Genomic DNA, 20557 nt, shown 5'->3' with positions numbered 1-20557 from the left:
GCGTACGCTGCGAAACTGGTACAACGGGCTTGGCCGTTTTCAGCCGCTCCATAACCGGGGCGGCTTTTTTGTGTGCGGCAAGGCGAGGGCCTACGTGGCCGGCGGCAGGAGCAAGGCCAGCAGCTGCTGCTGCAGCTGTTCCATGGCCATCATGCGCCCGGCAAGCTGCCCGATGGCGGCCAGGATTTCTTCCGTTGCCGGAGAGGCCTGGGCAGTGGCCACGGCGGTGGGCGTGCGCCCGCGCTCCTTGCGCCGGCGGGCTTTGATTGCCGACTGGCTTTCGAGCGGGTGGGCTCGCCCGGCCCGCTGGTTGCAGGCCGCTACCCGGCAGGGGCTGCCGCAGTATTTCTGCACCCACCGCTTCTTGGGGACAAACTTTCGCCGGCAGTATTCGCAGGCAATCTGGGAGGTGTCGAGGAGTGACAATGGCGTTTTGCGTTAATACCAATTGCAAGTAACGAAAACACATTTTGTGTCCTATGAATCGCTACCCGACGGTCGCAGGTTTGCAGCGATGAACCTGCTCCGAATTTTTGCTCCGACCTTCCAACGTACTACCGCCCTGCCGTCCCGTGATGGAGTTGTATCTGTTCCCCCGGCTAAATCACGCTTGCAGCCCCCATAAGCGGGCTATAAATGAGCGCGCATTTCTGGCAAAGCACTGACTTGTATTGGGTTGTATTTCTGACAGCATCAGATAAACCGCTCGCCGGCTTCGCTCACCTTTGCGAGTGTCCGAGCTGGGCAACCCCAACATTTCCCGAATTCAAAAAAAAGTTTGCCATTCACCGCCATTTGGACTGCCGACGATGTGGCAGGGGGGCTACTTAGTCTCGTCGGGGCGAATTAACGCCGCCTCGCGCAAATCTGGTTACCCACTTCAACCGCCGGGCCTTGTGCCCGGCTTTTAACAAACACGTAGCATGAGCACGAAGAAATTTGCCGCTTACACGGCCCTGCTGACCTTGGTGGCCGCCGGGTTATTTGCCGCCTACCGGGTGGTGCAGTTCTACCACGAAGTTACCCGGCCCCTGACGCCGGTATCGGCCCCGGCGGCCTCGTTCGCACACCCCGGAAAGAAAGTTACGACATACACCTTTTCGGTTATTCAGGAAGTGGTGGTGCCGCCCGCCCCGGCGTCCACGCAACGCCCACGGCGGCATCGGTAGGTGGGTGGGCAGACTTGCTTACGTGGTGTAATACTGGCTCAGCAGCACCAGCAACCCCAGGGCCAGGTAGATGCCGAAGCGTTGAAGTTTCAGGGCGGGCTTATGATGGTGGCACATGCGGGGCCAACACGGCCCCCGGCCATTCCGTTGCATTTGGGCGGCGTCCCGTATAATTCGGCTTTCGAGCTACTTGGTTATGGCCTATCCCGAAGACGATACTGCCGGCATGACGCAACTCATGCGCTACGTGCTCACCATCGACAATATGTGCGGGCCGGACTGCATCAGGTGGGTGCGCGAGCGGCTGGTGGGCCTGGGCCTGGTAGTGGACCGCGTGGCCGTGGGCGAAGCTGAAGTGGCCACGGCCCACGTCAACGGCCCCGACCTCAAAGCCATTCAGGCCGCGTTGGAAAGCGGTGGCTACCAGTTGGTGGGGGCCGTAACCAAAGTCGGCTAGCCAAGGGTGGAATGGGTACAAAGCCCATTTGTTAATCAGGCCACAGTAGTGCTGACTACATGGCTGCGGGCTTCCGGCTTGCCCTGCTGGGTCTCGTGCTGCACGTAGTATTCCAACAGTGTGCCGGGGGCAAAGACGTCGGTATCAAGGAAGGGCGAGCGAGCGTTGACGGCCACCCGCTGCCAGGTGGAGGCCTCGCCTCCAACGCGGCGAAAGACGTGGGCAACTTCCAGCAGCTCCTTTGAGAAAGCCAGGTGGCGGCCGGTGGGCTCCAGGGTCAGGCCAATTTTGGCGGTGTGCATGCGCAGCGTAGTTGAAAAGGGCGAGGTCAGGCGACCATGCCCAGAATTAGAAACAGGAGGAAGCCCACAAAAAAGGCCAGTGTGAGCAGCGGCGTTTCGGTTTCCTCGTGCGCTTCGGTCAGCAACTCCTCGGTGACCAGAAACAGCAGCGCGGCCAGGCCAAAGGAAAGCACGATTTCGAGCAAGTTGCCGGTGGCCCCGCGCAGCACCGTGGTGCCAATGCCCGCCCCGACCAGCAGCATGAGCGAAGTGCCGGCCACAATCGCGACGGCCCGGCCCTTGCCGTGGCCATCCTGCCGCAACTCAATGGCCGTGGCCAGGCCCAGCGACAGCAGCTCGATGGTGAGGGCAATGGCCAGCAGGGTGCCTTCCTTCGCGCCCGCCGCAAAGCCGATGCCCAGCAGCAGCCCGTCGATGAGAATATCAATGCCAATGGCCACCAGCAGGCCCCAGGGCAGGGAGGCCGCGGTGGGTGAGGCGGTTACGCCGGCGCTTCCGGCCTGCACATTGCCAGCTTCCCCGGGCTCTTCTTTCTTTTCGAGGCGCTGGGTGAAGTAACGCAGTCCCAGCATGGTGGCCACACCCAGCCCGAAGCCCAGCGCCACTTCGTAGGGCGCATGGTGCTGCACAATGTCGGGCAGCAGCTCGACGGCCACGACCGAGAAGATGACGCCCGCCGCGAAGTGCAGAATGGCGCTGCGCAGCTTCGGGCCGGGAGCCCGCCACACGGCCAGGGCCGCGCCGGCAATCATGACCACGGCCGGCAGCAGCGAAAAGCCTAACAGGGTGGGCCAGGAAGGAGTTGCCACCGGTATCATTCGGCACGGTCAGCTAACCAATCCAACAAAGCTGCTTGGTGTTCACCCAATTCTTGACGTGTTGGCTGAGATACATCTAATAAGGCCATGAGCATACCGCTTATTTCAATAATGTAAACCAAGGCCTCGAACCAGTACCGGCAGTCGATGGCGGGCGGCAGTTGGATAAAATCGCGGTTAGCGGGGGCATAGTGGTGCTGTTGCGATAAGTGGCGCTGCACGATGTACAACCGGGCTAGATGTTGCGTTGCCGGGTGCGCCTTGATTTGATTGAACATATCTTTTTCAGACAGTGGGCGCGTGTGCCCATTCGGTACCTGAAACAAGTAGTGATGCCGGGGCTCGCGCAGCATTTCCGGACTTTTAAGCTGGGGAGCGCCAGGAACCCGTAGCAGGTGCTCTGCTTTTTGATATAGCGCCGTCCAGCGGGTCAGTTCTTCCTGGGCTACCTCTGCTTCACTGGCACCAGGCATTTCCAGCGCCGTGTTTTCAAAAATGGTTTTGACATACTTAAAATATTCAATGTCAAGCACCATTAGCTCATGCTGGAATGCCTGCGCATCGTCGTTGAACGTTGCCAGGTACAGACCCGTCAGGGCATCCGTCAATGCCGTGCGAAATGCCAATGAGATAGGTAGCTTCAACTCGATTATTTCGGGCCAATGCTCCAGATGGACAACGACTCCCAGTAAACTGCACCGCATCCGCCGAAGCAAATCCAGATAGGTGTGTTGAATCTGGTTCGCTTCGGTGAATGATTGGCCAGCAGTCTGAATACTATCAGTCAGTACCTGACAGTAGTGCCGCAATACGTCACTGTCTTTTTTATCGCCGTGAATCATGGTCGGTATGGAATTAAGCTTAAAATTTCATGCGTTGAATCCGCACGGCGTTGAGAATGGCCAGCAGGGCCACGCCCACGTCGGCAAACACCGCTTCCCACATGGTGGCCACGCCGCCGGCCCCCAGCGCCAGCACGATGCCTTTCACAAAAAAGGCCAGCCAGATATTCTGCCACACCACGCGATGGGTGGCGCGGGCAATGCGGCGGGCCGTGGCAATCTTGCTCGGGTGGTCGGTTTGAATCACTACGTCGGCCGTATCGATGGTGGCATCGGAGCCCAGCCCGCCCATGGCAATGCCCACGTCGGCCAGGGCCACTACCGGAGCATCGTTCACCCCGTCGCCCACGAAGGTCAGCTTGCGGCCCTCGGTGAGATACTGTTGCACGTATTTGGCCTTGTCTTCGGGCAGCAGCCCGCCGTGGGCTTCGGTGATTCCTAACTCTTTGGCTACGCGCTGCACGATGCTGTCCTTGTCGCCGGAGAGCATGACCAGCTTGCTGATGCCGTCGGCTTTCAGCTCCTGCACGGCGCGGGCCGCGTCCTCTTTCGGGGCGTCAGCCACCGTGAGGTAGCCGGCATATTTTCCGTCCACGGCCGCTACCACAATGCTGTCCACCACTTGGTCGACTTCGGGCGGGTAGGCCACGCTGAACTTAGTCAGCAGCTTGGTGTTGCCCGCCAGTACGTCGCGGCCGTCCACCTTGCCGCGCAGGCCGTGGCCGGCAATTTCCTCCACATTATCGACGGGCACGCCCGCCGCGGCCGCCCCGACGTGGGCCACCACCGCCTTGGCAATGGGGTGCGTCGATTTGGTTTCCAGCGCCCCCACTAGGCGCAGCAGCTGCTCGGGGGTAGTGCCGGCCGCCGGCTGCACCTGCTGCACGGCAAACACCCCCTGCGTGAGCGTGCCGGTCTTGTCCATTACCACGGTATCAATTTCGCGCAGCACGTCCAGGAAGTTGGAGCCCTTAAACAGGATGCCCGCTTTCGAGGCCGCACCGATGCCGCCGAAGTAGCCCAGCGGAATGCTGATGACCAGCGCGCAGGGGCAGGAAATGACCAGAAACACCAGCGCCCGGTAGAGCCAGTCGCGGAACACGTAGTCGCTCACCAGAAAGTAGGGCACCACAATCAGCAGCACGGCCAGCCCTACCACGATGGGGGTATAGATTTTGGCAAACTTGGTGATGAACTGCTGCGTTTTGGCTTTGCGGCCCACCGCGTCCTGCACCATGGCCAGGATTTTCGAGAGCTTGGTGTCCTTAAAAGCGGTCGTCACCGTCACCTGAATCAGGGATTCCAGGTTAATCATGCCGGCCAGCACCGCTTCGCCCGGCTGCTTGGTTTGCGGGGCCGACTCGCCGGTGAGGGCGGCCGTGTTAAAGCTGGCCGCCTTACCGTTGAGGGTGCCATCGAGGGCTACTTTCTCGCCGGGCTTGACTTCCATCACGTCGCCTACCTGCACCGCTTTGGGGTCGAGCACCAGAGGCTGGCCGCCGCGCACCACGGTCACTTCGGTGGCCTGAATTTCGAGCAGGGCCTTGATGCTGCGCTTGGCCCGGTTCACGGCCGCGTCCTGAAACAGCTCGCCCACGGTGTAGAACAGCATCACGGCTACCCCTTCCGGGTACTCGCCAATGGCAAAGGCCCCGAGCGTGGCCAGGCTCATGAGTAGAAACTCGTTGAAGATGTTGCCGCTGGGAATGCTGAGCACGGCGGCTTTCACAACCTTCCAGCCTACCAGCACGAAGGCCAGTCCGTACCAAACCAGGCGCACGTAGCCGCTGAAAAAACCGACTTTATAGTAGTCCAGCGCAATGCCGGCTAGCAGCAGCGCGAAGCTGATGCCCGGCACGAGGTAAGGGTTAGTGGCGTCCGGGCCGTGGTGGTGGCCGTCGTTCCCGCCGCCGTGGTCGTGGCCGGGCACGTCGTGGCCCTGGGGTGCGGCGGCGGCCTGGGGTGTGAGCTGGGCGCGGCTCACCGCCCCCGCGTTGGCAGGGTTAACCTGCTTGGCCGTGTTCAACGGCTCATCGGTGTTAGAAGAAGCAGGTTCAGGCATAATATCAGGCACGTGAGAAAGGGAAGGACAAAACTTGGTAGTTAATGAAGCCCGGTCGGGCTTACAGCGGTTGGGATTGGCTGCGCGGCCGGCACCAGCGCCTCGGCGTAAGCCTGTTGTAAGAGAAGGTGAAACCGGTCGCTGCGTTGGCGGGCGGCTTGCAGCAGCACGACCACAGCAGCAACGTCGGCTTCGTATTGCTCCCATTCGGATACCCCAATCAGAGCCAGCACATCAAGCCGCGTTGCCAGCGGCGTCGACCACACCTCAAACCGGTCCAGCACCGCCACTCTGTCTGCTAGCTCGGTTGCGCTAAGTCTTTTATTGGGCGCGTTGGCGGCATTGCTCGTCATCCAGATTTTCCAATGCTTGCCCGCCTTCGAGCTGTTGCAGGTACTACAGCACGGCACTAGGTTATAGATGTCGGTGATGTAGCCAGAGGGGCGGCCGTCCGCCGCAGTTAGGTTGCGGAAGTGGTCGAGTTGCGTGGCGGGTCGGCCGCAGTACACGCACCCGAGTCCATCAACTGCCAACGGGGCAATGCCCAACTGCGCTCGCCAAGCGGCCTCTTGGGCAGCCGTAGGCCGGACTTCCGGGACGATGGTGTTGATGAAGGCCCGTCTGATAGACGTTTTCAGGCTATCTATTTTCATGCGGGCGGGCAGCTTGATGCCCACGATTTCTCGGCTGATGCTGGGGTTTTTCTTGGCCATTTTGACTGGGGCGTTATTCTTCCTCCTCGGCGTTTTTGAGCTTGCCCAGCAAGGCGTAAGCCCCCTCTACGACAAAGCGCAGCGGTTTGCCCTGCTCGGCCGCGGGCAGGTGAAACTCGGTGTAGCCGTCTTCGCTTACGCCCCGCGTCACGGGCACGAGGCGGTAGGTGGCCCGGCCGGCGGCCGGGCCCGAATCGGTGGCCACGAACACGTAGGACTGGGCCCCGTACTGCACCACCGCTTTTTCCGGCAGGGTGGGCACGGTCACGCGGTTGGTTTCGATGACGGCCCGCACGAAGGTGCCCGGCAGCAGCTGCTCGTCTTCCCGGTCCAGGTGGGCGTGCACCCGCACGGTGCGCTCGTCGCTGATGGTTTTGCTGATGAGGTACACATGGGCTGTGCGCTCCCGGGTCAGCGAGTCGTTGCCCAGGGAAAAGCGCACCAGCTGTTTTTCCTTCACCTGCGGAATGTCCTTTTCAAACACGGTCAGCTCGACGTGTAGGTGCTCGGGGTTGACGATTTCAAACAGCACGTCGGTGGGCGTCACGCTCTGGCCGATGCTCACATTCACGGCCTTCACGAAGCCACCTTTAGGGGCCCGCAGGATGGCCGTGCTCACGATGGTCCCGCCAATGGGCAGGCCGGCCAGACGCAGGCGGGCGGCCTGGGCATTGGTTTTCACTTGCAGGGCCTCGTACTCGGCCTGGGCACGCTGGAAGTTCTTTTGGGGCGCTACCTCCTGCCGGTATAGCTCGCCCTGGCGCTCGTATTCAGCTTTCGCAAACTTGAGCTGGCTGCGGGTTTCCTGGTAGTCCTGCTGCAACTGCACGAAGTCGGGGTTGCGGATGACGGCCAGCACCTGGCCGGCGCGCACCCGCGAGCCTTGCAGCAGGTCGGTCCGGTCCACAAAGCCGCCCAGCGGGGCGCTGACCGATACCAGGTTTTCGGGCGGCACGTCGAGCACGCCGTTCACTTTCAGCCCCCCGCTCATGGGGCGCTCGGTGAGGGAGCCCAGGCGCACGCCGCCCACCTGCTGCTCGGCAGCGGTGAGCGTGACGCGGTCGGCGGGGTCTTTCTCGGCTGCTTCCCCGCCGGGAGTGGCGGCGGCCGTTTCTTCTTTTTCCGTGGGGGCTTCCTTGGAGCCGCAGCCGCTTAGCAGGCCGAGCAGCACCAGGGGGAGGGCTAGGTATCGCATGATGATTCTGAAGTTGAAGGGAGAAGGCGTAGCGCGGCGCGGGCCGGGCTACTGGCTGCCCAGGAGGTATTCCAGTTCGATAACGGTCTGGTTGTGTTGCAGCAGCGCGTCGAGGTAGTCGAGGCGCAGGCGGCGGGCGCGCTCCAGGTTGAGCAGGTATTCGGAGTAGCCGGTTTCGCCGGCCTTGTAGGCAATCGTCGACAGGCGGGTGATGACCGTGGCCTGCGGCAGGGCCGTGCTTTCGAAGTAGGCCAGGCGCTGCTGCTGCTCGGTGCGCCGCAGCAGCAGCTCATCGAGCTGGCCGGCCAACTCGGCCCGGTAGCGGTCGAAGCCGACCTGGGCCACCTGCTCCTGCAGGCGGGCGGCCTGCACCCGCGCTTTTTGGGGCCGCCGCCACAAGGGCACGGCCACCCCGGCCTGCACGCCCTGGAAGCGGGAGCCCCCGCCGAAGTAGCGCTCGGTACCGGCCGCGTCAAGGCGCTGGTAGCCGATGATGCTCTGGTTGAAGTAGCCCACAGTGAACTCGGGCAGCCCGGCCGCCTGCTCTACCCGGGTTTCGGCGCGACGCTCGGCTACCTGCTGGGCCAGCACCCGCGCCTGCGGGTTGGTGCGCTTCAGCAGCGTATCGACCAGCGCCGGGGCCGTGGTGTCGGCCAGCTGGGCGGCCCCCAGCAGCGCGAGCGGCCGGAGCACGCTGTCGGCCAGGGCCACGGCGGCCGGCACTTGCAGCAGCGCCTGCAGCTGGCGCTGGGCCACCCGGAAGTCGGTGCGGGCCGCCCGCAGCTGGGTGCGGACTTCGCCCTGCTGCACCAGGGCCGTGGCGGGTTCGAGCCGGGCCGCCTCGCCGGTCTTGAAGCGCAGGTTGGCCGAGCGCAGAAATTCTGAGTAGAGGCTGTCCTGGCCCCGCAGCACCCGTAGGCGGTGGCGGGCGTGCACGGCCTGCTCGTAGCTCAGGCGCACCTGTCGGCGCAGCTCGGCCTGCACCTGCGCCAATTGCGCCCGCTGGCCGGCAATGCGGGCGTCGGCCAGCCCGGCGGCACTGCGGTAAACGCCGGGCAGAGCCAGCGACTGGGTAATGGTGAACTGGTTGTCGCGGTTCAGGGAGTTGTACTGCCCGTAGCTGCCGGTGAGCGTGGTGCGGCCGAAGTCGTAGGCCGTGCGGCGGATGGCCTGCTGGGCTTCCAGCGCCCGGGTGCCGGCCAGCACCGTGCCGTTGGTTTGCAGGGCCTGGCTCACGGCCTGCGCGGCAGTCAGCGGCCCCTGCGCCCGACCCAGCAGCGGCAGGCCGAGCAGCAGCAAAAGCAGCCCCGAGGCCACGGGCAGGCTTTTCGCGGGGGCAGCGGAAGTAACTTCTGGTTGCGGCTCCCCATTCGCGCCACCGGCCTTCACGCGCTCGGAAAGGGCGTAGAGCATGGGCAGCACCAGCAGTGTGAGCAGCGTAGCCGACACCAGTCCGCCGATGACCACGGTGGCCAGCGGGCGCTGCACTTCGGCCCCGGCGGACTGGGCCAGGGCCATGGGCAGGAAGCCGAGCGAGGCCACGGTGGCCGTCATCAGCACCGGCCGCAGGCGCACTTCGGTGCCGCGCAGAATGCGCTCCATCAGGTCGTTCACCCCTTCGGCCTTGAGCTGGTTGAAATAGCCGATGAGCACGATGCCGTTGAGCACGGCCACCCCGAACAGGGCAATGAAGCCCACCCCGGCCGAAATACTAAAGGGCATGTCCCGCAGCCACAGCGCCGCGATGCCGCCGATGGCCGAGAGCGGGATGGCCGTAAAAATCATCACCGACTGCTTGAAGGAGCGGAAGGTGAAGAACAGCAGCACGAAGATGAGCACCAGCGCCACCGGCACGGCCACGCTCAGGCGGTCGGTGGCCTGGCGCAGGTTCTCGAACTGGCCGCCGTAGGTGGTGTAGTAGCCGGGGGCAAACTTGAGCTGCCGGTCAATCTTGCCCTGCAGCTCTTCGACCACCGTTTCCACGTCGCGGCCCCGCACGTTGAAGGCCACGCTGATGCGGCGCTTGGCGTCGTCGCGCTGAATCTGGTTGGGTCCTTCGCGCAGCTCCACGCTGGCCACTTGCTCCAGGGGAACCTGCCGGCCGTTGGGGGCGGCGATGAACAGGCGGCGCACGCTGTTGATGTCCTTGCGCAAATCCTGGCGCAGGCGCAGGACCAAATCGAAGCGCCGCTCCTGCTCGAAGACTTGACCGGCGGTTTCGCCGGCGAAGGCCGTTTGCACGGTGCGGTTCACGTCGGCCACGTTCAGGCCGAACTGGGCGAGGCGGTTGCGGTCCAGCGCCACCACAATCTGGGGCAAGCCCGTTACCTGCTCCACGTACACGTCTTCGGCCCCCTTCACCTGGCGCACGAGCCGGCCGGCCTGCTGGGCGTAGTCGGCCAGCTGCTGCAGGTCCTCCCCGTAAATCTTGAGCACCACGTCCTGCTTGGCCCCCGAAATCAGCTCGTTGAAGCGCATCTGGATGGGCTGCTGAAACCCAAACGTGACGCCGGGCATGACGCTTAGGGCATCGGCCATCTTATCGGCCAGCTCTTCGCGGTTGGGGGCGGAAGTCCATTGCTTCTGGTCCTTGAGAATCACCATCACGTCGGCGGCCTCCACCGGCATGGGGTCGGTGGGAATCTCGCCGGCCCCGATTTTGGCGACTACTTCCTTGACTTCGGGAAACTGCTTTTTGAGAATCCCACCGGCCTTTTGTGCCTGCTCGATGGTGTAGCTCAGCGAAGAGCCGGTGAGCACGCGCATCTCCACCGCGAAATCGCCTTCGGTCAGCGTCGGAATGAACTCGCCCCCCAGGGTGCGAAACAGGAAAAAGCTTCCCACCAGCAGGCCCACGGCCGTAAGCAGCACCGCGGCCTGGTGCCGCAAGGCCCCTTTAAGCAGCGGGTGGTAGAGGCGGGTGTAAAAGGCCATCATCCGGTCGGAAATGGTCGGTTTGTTTTCCGTCGACCGGCTCAGGGCCAACGCCGACATCATCGGCACGTAGGTCAGGGACAGGATAAATGCCCCGAGAATGGCGAAGGCCACGGTTTCGGCCATGGGCCGGAACATCTTGCCCTCGATGCCAGCCAGGGCCAGCAGCGGCAGGTACACGATGAGGATGATGATTTCGCCGAACGCGGCCGAGGAGCGGATTTTGCTGGCCGCGTGGTAGGTTTCCTCGTTCATCTGCTCGGTGCTCAGGCGGTTGCCCTGCACCACCAGATGCCCGCCGTGCAGGCGGTGAATGATGGCCTCGACGATGATGACGGCCCCGTCCACAATCAGCCCGAAGTCAATGGCCCCGAGGCTCATCAGGTTGCCCGACACGCCAAACAGGCGCATCATGCTCACGGCAAACAGCATGGCCAGCGGAATGACGGAGGCCACCACCAGCCCGGCGCGCCAGTTGCCCAGAAACAGCACCAGCACAAACACCACAATTAGCGCCCCTTCCAGCAGGTTCTTGCTCACCGTGTGAATGGCCCGGTCCACCAGGTTAGAGCGGTCGAGGAAAGGCTCCACACTCACGCCTTCGGGCAGGGTTTTGCGAATGGTGGCCATGCGCTTCTGCACGTCCTGGATGACTTCGGCGGCGTTGGCCCCCTTGAGCATGAGCACCAGGCCGCCGGTCACTTCGCCCTGGTCGTTGAGGGTCATGGCCCCGTAGCGCACGGCCGCGCCGTAGCGCACGTCGGCCACGTCGCGCACCAGCACGGGCAGGCCGGTGCGCGTGCTGCGGATGACGATGTTGCCGATGTCGGCGGGCGAGGTGGCCAGGCCCTCGGTGCGGATGAAAGCGGCGGTGGGGTTCTGGTCGAGGTAGGCCCCGCCGGCGTTCTGGTTGTTGGCGGCCACGGCCTGGTACACCTCGTTCACGGTGACGCCCAGCGAGCGCAGCCGCTCCGGGTCGAGGGCCACCTCGTACTGCTTGAGCAGCCCGCCGAACGAACTCACGTCGGCCACCCCCGGGGTGCCCAGCAGCTGCCGACGCACTATCCAGTCCTGAATGGTGCGCAGCTCGGTGGCGTTGTATTTCTTCTCAAAGCCCGGCTTGGCGCGCACCAGGTACTGGTACACCTCGCCCAGGCCAGTGCTGAGCGGGGCCAGCTCGGGGCGGCCCGTGCCGGCCGGAATCTGGCTTTCGGCCTCCTGCAGTCGCTGCGATACTTGCGTGCGGGCCCAGTAAATGTCGGTCTGGTCCTCGAACACGACGGTGACCACCGAGAGGCCGAAGCGCGAAAACGAGCGCACTTCAACCTGCCCCGGGATGGTGGCCATGGCCTGCTCCACGGGAAAAGACACCAGGCGCTCAATCTCCTGGGCGGCCAGCGAGGGAGCCACCGTGTAAACGACAACCTGGTTACTGGTAATGTCGGGCAGCGCGTCAATCGGCAGCCGACTCAGCGAGTAGCCGCCCCACGCCACCAGGGCCAGGGTTAGCAGCCCGATGATGAGCTTGTTGTGTATAGAAAAATGAATCAGCCGGTCGAACATCCGCTGGTTGGGGTTAGGTCTAACGCTTCCGTGAAACCCTGCGGCCCGGTGGCTCCGGCACAAGCGGCGGGAGCACAAAGGGCATAACCGACTCAGCGCCAAACGCTAAATCGCCCGTCACGCACCGCGACGGGCCACCCGGAGGGGTGGTCAGCAGGAAAATAGGGGAAGGGTTAGGCCTGGGGCGGCTGCCACACAGACCCAAGCGCCCGCGTTGGGGCGGCCACAACCAGCCGGCCGTGCCGGAGGCTGGTAGCCCACTCAGTGGGCGGAGTATAGGCTGCCTGATTGCCCAGCGGTACGGGCATCACGGCCCCGCCGCAGCAGTGGCACTGGCACAGCGGCGAGCACCAGTCGCCCAACGCGCCGGCCCCGCAATCGGAATGCGAAGCGGCCACGGTTGTTTGCTGCTGGTCCTTGCACACGGGTACTTCGTCCGTGCAGGAAAGGCACGAGAGGCAGGCGAAGTAGAAGGCAAAAAACAGGGCGAGCAGGCGCATGTGTTGGCAAAGATACAATGGATAACGAGGTGGGCTAGCTTAGCTGGACAGATTCGGGAGATTGTGACAGGCGATGTAGGGGCTGATTCTTAGCCGGACTTTGGCAGGCCAGGGAAACGGCCACCGTCAGGAATTCGCTCTTGCAGTGGCTCCAAAGCGATTCCGCGTGAGCGTTATCGTAGCAGTGGCCGCGCCGTGCTGGTTGACCAGAGCTTGAAGATGCGCGGACGTTTATTCAGTTCCTTGCTTGCTTTAGCTGCTCAAAAGCAATGGCCTACTGGGTGAGCGTTCCGTCCCGTTACTGCTCACTCCAGGCTGCTAACTGGCCTAAAGCTTGGCGTAACTGCGCAGCTGCCGGGCTACCAGCTGCATGATGCCCAACCCTTGGTCAAACGCAGGGAGTGGGCTGCGCAGCAGGCCCGGTTTTTGGGGCTCTAAAATGCCTTTTTTAGGGGTAAATACGCCATTTCTGTCGTATCTTGTAGGATGACAGGAAGCCAAAAAAGACAGTTTCGCCAGCGGTTCCAGGCGCACCTCTACCCGGTCAAAACCTTCCGGGGCGACCCCACCCGGCCGGCCTATACGCTGTTCAGTTTACATAAGTACCCGACCTTCCTCGCGGCGATGAACGAGCTGGACGAGTTGGTGGACCAGTGGCCCCGAAACCTGCCGCGCACCGTCGCGCTGCTGGCCCTACGCCAGGCGTTTTTCGACAGCGGGGCCGTGCATTGGGCCGAGCAGGAGGTGTGGGACGAGGACCAGGAGAACGTACACGCTCTGATGCTCAATGAGCGCCGTTACGGGCAGCGGTCTAACCCGGAGCAGGCCGCCCGCCACGCCCGAAACTTGGCGTTGGCCGAAGCCGCCCTGGTCGAAAGCCAGCGTCGCAAGCAAGGCCCCCCAACCGGCAGAGGGCCGCGCCAGGCCCCGCTAGCGCCGCCGCAAGCGAAGGCCCTGGCGTTTGCGCCCGCCCGGCCCCGGCCGCACAACCGGCCTGCCGCCCGGCCCCGCTACACGGCCGCGCAGCTGCAACGCGACCCGCTGGCCTACCAGGCCGCGATGAACGAGCTAGACGAGCTGCTGGAGCACTGGCCGTACAAGCGGAACCGTATTCTCTACCTGCTGGCTACGCACGACGCGCTGGTGCAGCGCGGCGGCCGGGTGGCAGATGAATCCCAGTTACTCGACCCCGGGAACCCCGCCCACCAGGCCGCTCGGACGCAACGGCTCCAGCGGGCCGCCGCTCGTGCGGCTGACCCACGGCGAGCCGGCCGCTACCAGCAGGCCGAGCGCGAGGCACGCAGCTGGCTGGAATGCCGGAACCGGCACCCGAAGCCAGTGGTCAGCCCGTTGCCCTAGCCCAACTGCCCCGGTGCCACGGAAGCCGGCGCCCGCAGTCTGGCAGGAGGGCCGCGCCCCCCGCAAAGGCGTATTTTGTACCTTTCACCAGCTCCATATGCCCCGAATTCAACTTGCTGTCCAGGGAGCTGACCACGGCCCAGGCTGCGACCCGCGCACCGACCACCTGCGCCCCGTCATTGCATTCCTGCTGGCCCAGGGCAACCGCCCCGCGCAGTGGTGGCGCGAGGACGGGTGGCGGTCGGACACCGGCGGCGAACTGCATTATGCTTTTACCGACCCTATCGACGCAGCCCGGTTGCACGTGCACTTTGATTTTCCGCCATCCATCGTGCTCGATGAGACTGGCGGCATTCGGGACCGGGTGAACCGGGTCGCTATCTACTACAGCCAGCCGGTGAAGCCCCTGTGCTTTGACTTAACTGAGCCAGTGGCGTAAGCTGCTCATTTTCGTTAGTGGTAAATTATTTTCGATTGTGGTAAATTTTTCGTATCTTTGTCGTGTTAGCCGCTAAAGAGCCAACTATGAGAGAGTAAATAAAATAAATTAACTAACAGATTATGAATGTATTAACTAAGCAAGAATTAAGAAAATATGCGATAGAACACCTAGACGTTGCAACAGCTATTTGGGAACTCTACGATGATATGAAGGCCGCGAGTTGGGCCAATGCTGCTGAGATAAAGGCGTTTGACCCGAGCGCCACCCACGTTGGAAATAACCGTTGGGTCTTTAACCTGCTTCGCAACCGCTACCGCCTGGTGGTCAAGATTAACTACTCAAAGCTGCCGGACTTCACCGGCCAGATTTTTATCCGCTTCATCGGTACCCACGCGGAGTATGACCGTATTACCGATATCGCGAATCTATGAGCCAATGAGCTGATTCGCAGAAAATTGTAAAACTTTAAAAGACCGTACAAAATGACTATCCAAAATGATGCAGAATACCAGGTTGGTATGAGCCGCTTGGAAGCCCTAAACAGTGATAACCCCGCTCACCTGGCGGAAATGGAAGCGCTGGGCAATGCTCTCGAAGCCTACGAAGACAGCCACGGCCACGCGCCCGTGCGGCCGGATTCGCTTGTTTTCCGCATTGAGCGCTACATGTTTGAGCACCGCCTGAAAAAGCAGGAGCTGGCGCAGTTGCTGGGTATCACCAACAGTCGCTTGAGCGAAGTGCTCAATGGCAAGCGTGCCGTGAACATGGATTTGGGCCGGCGCTTGTACACCAAGCTGCAAATTCCCGCCGAGTTTGTGCTGATGCACGCCTAGCAGCGACGTGTTAGCTAAAGGAAAGCCTCGCTCATCAAGCGGGGCTTTGCTCTTTTGGGGCCGTGCTACGGGACATTGGCGGGCTTTTCGACGGTGTGTTGCTCGATGAAAATTAACCAGCGCAGCAGCCGGCTTGCTCTTGGCAACCCGACGAACATTACCCCGCGCACACGCTCTTGGCCTTCTTATAGCAGCGGGGGAATAAAAGTGCCTGCAAAGCACCTAGGCACGGTTTTTAATGCTGTGCCTGGTCATGGCAACGGGCTCGTTAAGGGCTCGTAACGTTCGCAAGGAAAGAATAAGCCTGCCCCTGCGCGACCTCAATTAGACTCGTCGGCAGCACCGCTTCGTGCAAGTACGCAAATAGCACAAAGCCGCTGCGTTGGCGCTCCTTGGGCGCAGGTGCTTGTCTCTGGGGCCCTGCCGCCTTCATGTAGAAACCGCAGGGGTTCGTTGGCTATTTCTTCAACAGCCCGGCCGTTTTCAGAAACAAGCCGCCGGCGTTGGTTGTAGCCTTAATCTTGCCCGTTTTCAGCTTGTAGACGAACCCAAACAGGTCATTCACTAAGTCTTGGTTACTCAGAATCCGACCGACAAGCCCCGCGTCTTTGATGTCCAAATCCCTTAAGTGTTGTCGGGCCTTCTGCTCTCGCGCCTCGTCCAAAGGTTGCTCAAAGGGCAGCGGCAACTGCTCGGGCAACTGGGCCTGGATGAAGAAGCGGACGGACTCAAAGGCTCGTCCCTTTTTGAGCAACTCGTAGCGTAGCTGTAAATCGGTGTGCTGGTTGATTTGCTGGACGGCTACGTCAAGTACCTTGCGCTGCAGCATCGACACCTTGGAATACTGCTCTGGTTCCTTCCCCTCTGGGTCTTTTAGGTTGAGCATGACTTTGAAGTCGTGCAGCGAATAAGTAATGGATGGTTTGTCCTTCCACTGACTGGCCATTTGATAGACCCGCTTAGCGTACTTGCTGCTCAAATTGAAGGCGGCCTGCAATCGGAAGGAGGTAAAGTTGCGCTTGAGGTCAATCAAGTAGGGTCTCATTTTTTCCGAGACCTCCAACTCTATTACCCCTTGCCCGTGCAGGTATTCGGCACTGGCCAGCAAGCCTACTTGCAGAGTCCGGCGCTCCTTTTCGTTCTTAATGATGTACTCACGGGAACGCAGGGCACTGGTGGCGTCGAAGAACTGTTGGTAGTTCCACTGGCGCCCCGTTAGTTGCTGGAGTTCCGTCACCTTGACCCGGTAGAAAGTGCCGATGTTATCCTCTTTCTTAAGCAGGGAAAGCAGGTAGAAGACGATATCCATCTCGCAGGCAGTCATTTCGTAGCGCGCCGTCGTGATGGCGTTATGCTGACGAATCTCCAGGGCCGTGGGCAGGGGAACAAGGCTAGTCATGCAACGAAAGTAGCACAAAAGGAAACAAACTATTAAGTGTAGTTTCCTTTCACTTATAAAACGTTTCCTCTGGACTTATAAAAGGTTTCTCTACGCTTATAAAATGTTTCCTTTGGGCTTATAAAAGGTTCCCTTTCGCTTATAAAAGGTTCCCTTTCGGGCTCTGTAAGACCTTACAATCAAGCACTTGCGAGCTCTCAAATAAGAACAAATAAAAGAAAATACACAAACTTGTGATTGGTTGTGCCAACAAAAGCTTTTAAAAGGGTGGGACCGGGGAACGTCTGAGGAAAAGTAGGGCCCGAAAGGAAACCTTTTATAAGTGCTTGACCCCTTTCGAGGCCTTGAAAGGAAACCTTTTATAAGCATTAGGTCCTTGGTACAGCTTCTGAAAGGAAACCTTTTATAAGTCAAACCCCAAGTATTAGATAGCACAAACCGAACCGGGAAATAACGGGTTTATATACTATTAAATACTGATTATCAGTCTATAATCTCTTTGTGCTGCTTGAGCTTCAGCAAGCCACCCAGTAGCAGTGTTTTTTAGCCTCGGCGGGTACTAAGAGTTTACGAAAAGATATCGCTAGACCACCTCATACTGATAGCACCGAAACGAATCAGCACACAGAATCCAATACGCTGCTTAGGGAAATCACCAATTCAAACTCACATCTGGCACGGTCTAGCCAAGTACTGAAAAGAAGTTAGTATAATAAAAATAAAATAATACTATGTACTTGGCTGTATTTTTGATGCTGCCCCTCCCCTACCGTAAGCAATTCGCCCCGAAGAATTACTTTTTTAAGCATAGCACACGGACCCAGCTTGTACCGTGAATAGTTAGCAACTAGTTTTACAACTAAAATTACAACTGGTTTTAGTTTTAAATCCATAACAATGATTTACACGGTAGGTGGTATCAAAGGAGGCAGTGGCAAAACGACTATTGCCACCAACCTAACAGTGTTTCTGTTGCAACAGGGACGCGACGTTATTCTGGTAGACGCCGACGACCAGGAATCAGCTACGGACTTCACCTCGTTCCGGCACCAGTCGTTGGATGGGGAGATTGGCTACACGGCCGTGAAGCTAACGGGACGGGAGCTGCACGCGAGCGTGGCCCGGCTGGCCACGAAGTATGACGACATCATCATCGACACGGGGGGGCGGGACACGGTCAGCCAGCGGTCGGCCCTGACCATCTCCCAAGCCTACCTGGTGCCGTTCGCTCCGCGCTCGCTCGATATATGGACCCTGCGCAAGGTGGAGAACCTGATTGCGGAAGTGCATCCGTTCAACCCCGGCCTGCGGTGCCTGACGTTTATCAACAAAGCCGATGCCCGCGGCACGTACAAGGAAGAGGTCGGCGAACTGCTACGCGAATCGGAGTACTTACAGTTTTTGGATGCTGCCGTTGGGAATCGCATCTCCTTTGCCAACGCAGCAGCTACTGGCTTAGGGGTACTGGAAATGAAGCCAGCCGATGACAAAGCAGTGGCAGAAATAAATGAGCTCTGCAACTGCGTGCAAAAAGCGGCATCGATTGTAAATCAAAGCTCTAAATAGCATTCAACAACTAAAACCAGTTGTTGAATGAATTGTGAAACTAGAATCTGATTCACAACTTATAAAAAGTATTAAATCTGATGCGAAATCAGTTGTTGATTCAGTTGTTAAAATAGTTGTCGTTTAAGAACTGATTCAGCAAGTTATTAAACCAGCGCCAACGTATGAAAAAGCCCAAAATCGGTTTGCCCCCTGTACGTGCAATAGCCACGTCAATGCAGGAGATGATTAACAAAGGAGGCTCCGTTTTAACCGAACCAATTGCGTCAGCACCGGAGCCGGAGGAGGATAAGCTCAAATCATTCACGTTCAAAATTTACGAAAGTGAGTTGGCTCAAATCAGGGAAATCCAGCAGGCACTCCCGAAGCGAGACCGCATCTCCATTCATGATTTCGTGGTGGCAGCCGTAAAAAGCAAAATTGAACAGGAAAGAAAACCTACAACTTAATTAACAACCAATTATAGTTGTTAATTAAGTTGTAGGTTTATTGTGAACGCCTTGATTTCATTTGGCTTATGATGATGGCGCAAACTATAGTAAGGACATAACCCTTCCAATAAATTTCATCTATAAGCGCTTACCAAATAGGGCAGCGCAAGGGCATAACGCCTCAGTATGTTAACGGCTCATGCAATAAAGGCGAATAGCACGCGAGTTCGTCGGCCGTGGGCTCCCGTTACATTCAATGCCGCTGCTCACGGCCCGTTGTAAGCAGCACGTATTCTGCAGGGCCAAAGCGGTGACGATTAGCCCCAGTGCTCCCAACTGGTCACCCACGGCAAGAAAGGAGAGCTATGCAATACGCCGGCGGCAGGCCTCATTCTGCACACAGGCCAGCAGGTAAAGCGTTCTAATCAAGCGACAGTATTCTTAAAATGAAACTTCTGCCCGGAGATGCTATGAGGCCACCTGCGATATTTCTAGCAGTATTAGGGCTTAGGGGTTAGGGACTGCGCTAATTCCTGCTGATAAGCCCAGTCTTCAGGCGAAAGGATGGATTGCAAGAACGCATCGTAGCCCAGGTCACGGCGCTCAAGTGCATGCCGCCGTAGCGGCAGGCTGTTCCGGCTGGCCTCGAACCCACCGCGCTCCATGGCTACCCGCATTTTCTCAGGTAAGCCTTCCAGCCAGTGGCGGAAGTCGTCTTCGGTCACGGCCCCGTCGGCCTGTTGCTGGTAGCGGTAGCTGGCGTTGCCCAACCGAAACAGCCGGGCGTGATAGGGCCGTTGCGTTTCGGGCAACGCCGCGAGAAATTCCACCTGCGCTTGGTGGTGTTTATCCAGCGGATGGCGGGGGTGGAGCAATTCTTCCATCGTGGAATGAGCAAATTGGTTAAGCTGTCCTTCCCTGTCGAGCATAGGCGCTCAGTACTTCGGGGGCGTCGTAGAGCAGGCCCCCGGCCTCTTCGATTTCGTCCATGTCCACCTGGGGACTATCGCTGAGCAGCACTTGCCAGACGTAGGCGAAGTCAACGCGCACGGTTGTCCATGCGCGCTGGTCGCCCGGGTCCAGGTGCACCGAACAGGTGAAGCCGTCTGCTCCAATGACCAGGTCTTGGGTGGTGTGGGCCTGCAGGTGGAGCATGCCCAGCAGCACGGGGCCATCCGGACTCTCGAACGAGGTCGTATTAATCAGGTAGTGATTGGCGGGGTCCGCCAGGCCCGCCTCCACCGCCGTCAGCACCGATACCAGCGGGTGTTCGTCGGAAGGGGGAGCCGCCGCATAGGCCCGGTTGATGTCGGTGGGGGAGGGGTGGCGCTGATGGACCGCTGCATTATAGTAAACAATGGTGTCGGGGCCGTAATTGACTTCGTCGGCTGTTTGCTCGGCAGGGGTGAGTTCCTTGCGACAGAGCTGATACAGCTGGTCGAAAGGCACGGTGGCACGGAACCGGTCAGCCCACGGGTCCGGGTAATGCGGTTCGCCCCGCTCGGGGTAAAGAACCAATTCCGTGTCGAAGGCCACGAAATCCGGTCCGACTTCCATGTTAGCTACCTCGCCCTGCCGCAGGGCAAACACGGCGGGAAAGTGCCGGCGGCGCGGATGATTCGTGCGGTCGTAGCTGTGGCCCCCGAGCAGGTAGGCAATGGGCGGGTCGGCCAGGTCTGCGACGAGCTGCTGGAGCAGCGCGGGCAGTTGAGCTGGGTCGCTGAGGGGAGTGGGCTGGCCGGGGTCGGCGGAAGCGGTGGGGTACATAACGGAAAGGCTAGCGCAGGCAAGATAAGGTACTTGATATTCCCGGCGGATGCTGACTCAAAATCGAACCGAGCCCAAAGCCGAACGATTCGACGGCAGCTGTTCCCTGGGCCGACTAAATTTTTTTGGAGTCATCTACTACATCGCTGAATCCAGTGCAGAATGGCGGCACTCCATCCACGAGTAATATGATAATTACGTGGTG

Annotated in this window: 20 protein-coding genes; 8 read left to right on the top strand and 12 right to left on the bottom strand. The window is 60.1% G+C overall.

The window, feature by feature from the left end:
• Positions 1-90: 90 nt before the first annotated feature.
• A complete protein-coding gene (locus tag MUN81_RS22460; RefSeq protein ID WP_245117522.1) occupies positions 91-426 on the bottom strand; it encodes a hypothetical protein in 336 nt (111 codons plus the stop codon).
• Between the two features lie 497 nt (positions 427-923).
• On the opposite strand from MUN81_RS22460, the gene MUN81_RS22455 reads away from it, so the two are divergent.
• Both MUN81_RS22455 and MUN81_RS22450 read left to right on the top strand, forming a co-directional pair.
• The gene (locus MUN81_RS22455) at positions 924-1169 is read left to right on the top strand and encodes a hypothetical protein (RefSeq protein WP_245117521.1); all 246 of its coding nucleotides are present in this window, start codon (positions 924-926) and stop codon (positions 1167-1169) included.
• Between the two features lie 196 nt (positions 1170-1365).
• The gene (locus tag MUN81_RS22450) at positions 1366-1626 is read left to right on the top strand and encodes a hypothetical protein (RefSeq protein WP_196294838.1); all 261 of its coding nucleotides are present in this window, start codon (positions 1366-1368) and stop codon (positions 1624-1626) included.
• A gap of 35 nt (positions 1627-1661) precedes the next feature.
• Here the strand turns inward: MUN81_RS22450 and MUN81_RS22445 are convergent, their stop codons facing one another.
• The 8 genes from MUN81_RS22445 to MUN81_RS22410 all read right to left on the bottom strand — a co-directional run bounded on the left by MUN81_RS22445 (position 1662) and on the right by MUN81_RS22410 (position 12555).
• Positions 1662-1928 carry a hypothetical protein gene (locus MUN81_RS22445; RefSeq protein ID WP_245117519.1) on the bottom strand — a complete coding sequence of 89 codons (267 nt, stop codon included), beginning with the start codon at positions 1926-1928 and terminating at the stop codon, positions 1662-1664.
• Positions 1929-1954: 26 nt separating this feature from the next.
• Positions 1955-2746 carry a transporter gene (locus MUN81_RS22440; RefSeq protein WP_245117518.1) on the bottom strand — a complete coding sequence of 264 codons (792 nt, stop codon included), beginning with the start codon at positions 2744-2746 and terminating at the stop codon, positions 1955-1957.
• On the bottom strand, positions 2743-3588 hold the full coding sequence (locus tag MUN81_RS22435; protein WP_245117516.1) for a hypothetical protein: 846 nt from the start codon (positions 3586-3588) through the stop codon (positions 2743-2745). Before MUN81_RS22435 ends, MUN81_RS22440 begins: the two co-directional genes overlap by 4 nt.
• A 19-nt stretch (positions 3589-3607) precedes the next feature.
• The gene (locus MUN81_RS22430) at positions 3608-5650 is read right to left on the bottom strand and encodes a heavy metal translocating P-type ATPase (RefSeq protein WP_245117515.1); all 2043 of its coding nucleotides are present in this window, start codon (positions 5648-5650) and stop codon (positions 3608-3610) included.
• 41 nt (positions 5651-5691) lie between these two features.
• On the bottom strand, positions 5692-6363 hold the full coding sequence (locus tag MUN81_RS22425; RefSeq protein ID WP_245117513.1) for an HNH endonuclease: 672 nt from the start codon (positions 6361-6363) through the stop codon (positions 5692-5694).
• A gap of 13 nt (positions 6364-6376) precedes the next feature.
• Positions 6377-7558, bottom strand: a complete 1182-nt coding sequence (locus MUN81_RS22420; protein ID WP_245117512.1) for an efflux RND transporter periplasmic adaptor subunit — start codon at positions 7556-7558, stop codon at positions 6377-6379.
• A 48-nt stretch (positions 7559-7606) separates the two neighbouring features.
• Positions 7607-12055, bottom strand: coding sequence for a CusA/CzcA family heavy metal efflux RND transporter (locus MUN81_RS22415; protein WP_245117510.1), 4449 nt, complete (start codon positions 12053-12055; stop codon positions 7607-7609).
• A gap of 173 nt (positions 12056-12228) precedes the next feature.
• Complete coding sequence (locus MUN81_RS22410; RefSeq protein ID WP_245117509.1) at positions 12229-12555, bottom strand: DUF6660 family protein; 327 nt, start codon at positions 12553-12555, stop codon at positions 12229-12231.
• Between the two features lie 486 nt (positions 12556-13041).
• Between MUN81_RS22410 and MUN81_RS22405 the strand changes: the two genes are divergently transcribed.
• The 4 genes from MUN81_RS22405 (at position 13042) to MUN81_RS22390 (ending at position 15189) form a co-directional block, all read left to right on the top strand.
• Positions 13042-13914 carry a hypothetical protein gene (locus tag MUN81_RS22405; protein WP_245117508.1) on the top strand — a complete coding sequence of 291 codons (873 nt, stop codon included), beginning with the start codon at positions 13042-13044 and terminating at the stop codon, positions 13912-13914.
• Positions 13915-14011: 97 nt separating this feature from the next.
• On the top strand, positions 14012-14353 hold the full coding sequence (locus MUN81_RS22400; protein ID WP_245117507.1) for a hypothetical protein: 342 nt from the start codon (positions 14012-14014) through the stop codon (positions 14351-14353).
• A 122-nt stretch (positions 14354-14475) separates the two neighbouring features.
• Positions 14476-14787 carry a type II toxin-antitoxin system HigB family toxin gene (locus MUN81_RS22395; protein ID WP_245117505.1) on the top strand — a complete coding sequence of 104 codons (312 nt, stop codon included), beginning with the start codon at positions 14476-14478 and terminating at the stop codon, positions 14785-14787.
• A gap of 51 nt (positions 14788-14838) precedes the next feature.
• Positions 14839-15189, top strand: coding sequence for a helix-turn-helix domain-containing protein (locus MUN81_RS22390; protein WP_245117504.1), 351 nt, complete (start codon positions 14839-14841; stop codon positions 15187-15189).
• A gap of 457 nt (positions 15190-15646) precedes the next feature.
• Here the strand turns inward: MUN81_RS22390 and MUN81_RS22385 are convergent, their stop codons facing one another.
• A complete protein-coding gene (locus tag MUN81_RS22385; RefSeq protein ID WP_245117502.1) occupies positions 15647-16588 on the bottom strand; it encodes a replication initiation protein in 942 nt (313 codons plus the stop codon).
• 897 nt (positions 16589-17485) lie between these two features.
• On the opposite strand from MUN81_RS22385, the gene MUN81_RS22380 reads away from it, so the two are divergent.
• Both MUN81_RS22380 and MUN81_RS22375 read left to right on the top strand, forming a co-directional pair.
• Positions 17486-18154, top strand: coding sequence for an AAA family ATPase (locus MUN81_RS22380; RefSeq protein WP_245117501.1), 669 nt, complete (start codon positions 17486-17488; stop codon positions 18152-18154).
• A gap of 164 nt (positions 18155-18318) precedes the next feature.
• Entirely contained in the window at positions 18319-18603 is a 285-nt protein-coding gene (locus MUN81_RS22375) for a hypothetical protein (protein WP_245117499.1), read from the top strand.
• Between the two features lie 482 nt (positions 18604-19085).
• On the opposite strand, the gene MUN81_RS22370 is transcribed toward MUN81_RS22375, so the two are convergent.
• Both MUN81_RS22370 and MUN81_RS22365 read right to left on the bottom strand, forming a co-directional pair.
• Positions 19086-19469 carry a hypothetical protein gene (locus tag MUN81_RS22370; protein ID WP_245117498.1) on the bottom strand — a complete coding sequence of 128 codons (384 nt, stop codon included), beginning with the start codon at positions 19467-19469 and terminating at the stop codon, positions 19086-19088.
• Between the two features lie 19 nt (positions 19470-19488).
• Entirely contained in the window at positions 19489-20352 is an 864-nt protein-coding gene (locus MUN81_RS22365) for a hypothetical protein (RefSeq protein ID WP_245117497.1), read from the bottom strand.
• Positions 20353-20557 lie beyond the last annotated feature (205 nt).

Origin of the sequence: Hymenobacter sp. 5317J-9 (assembly GCF_022921075.1) — a bacterium.
Lineage (GTDB): Bacteria > Bacteroidota > Bacteroidia > Cytophagales > Hymenobacteraceae > Hymenobacter.
The sequence above is the reverse complement of the archived record's forward strand: the minus strand, read 5'-3'. Positions and strand labels throughout refer to the sequence as shown.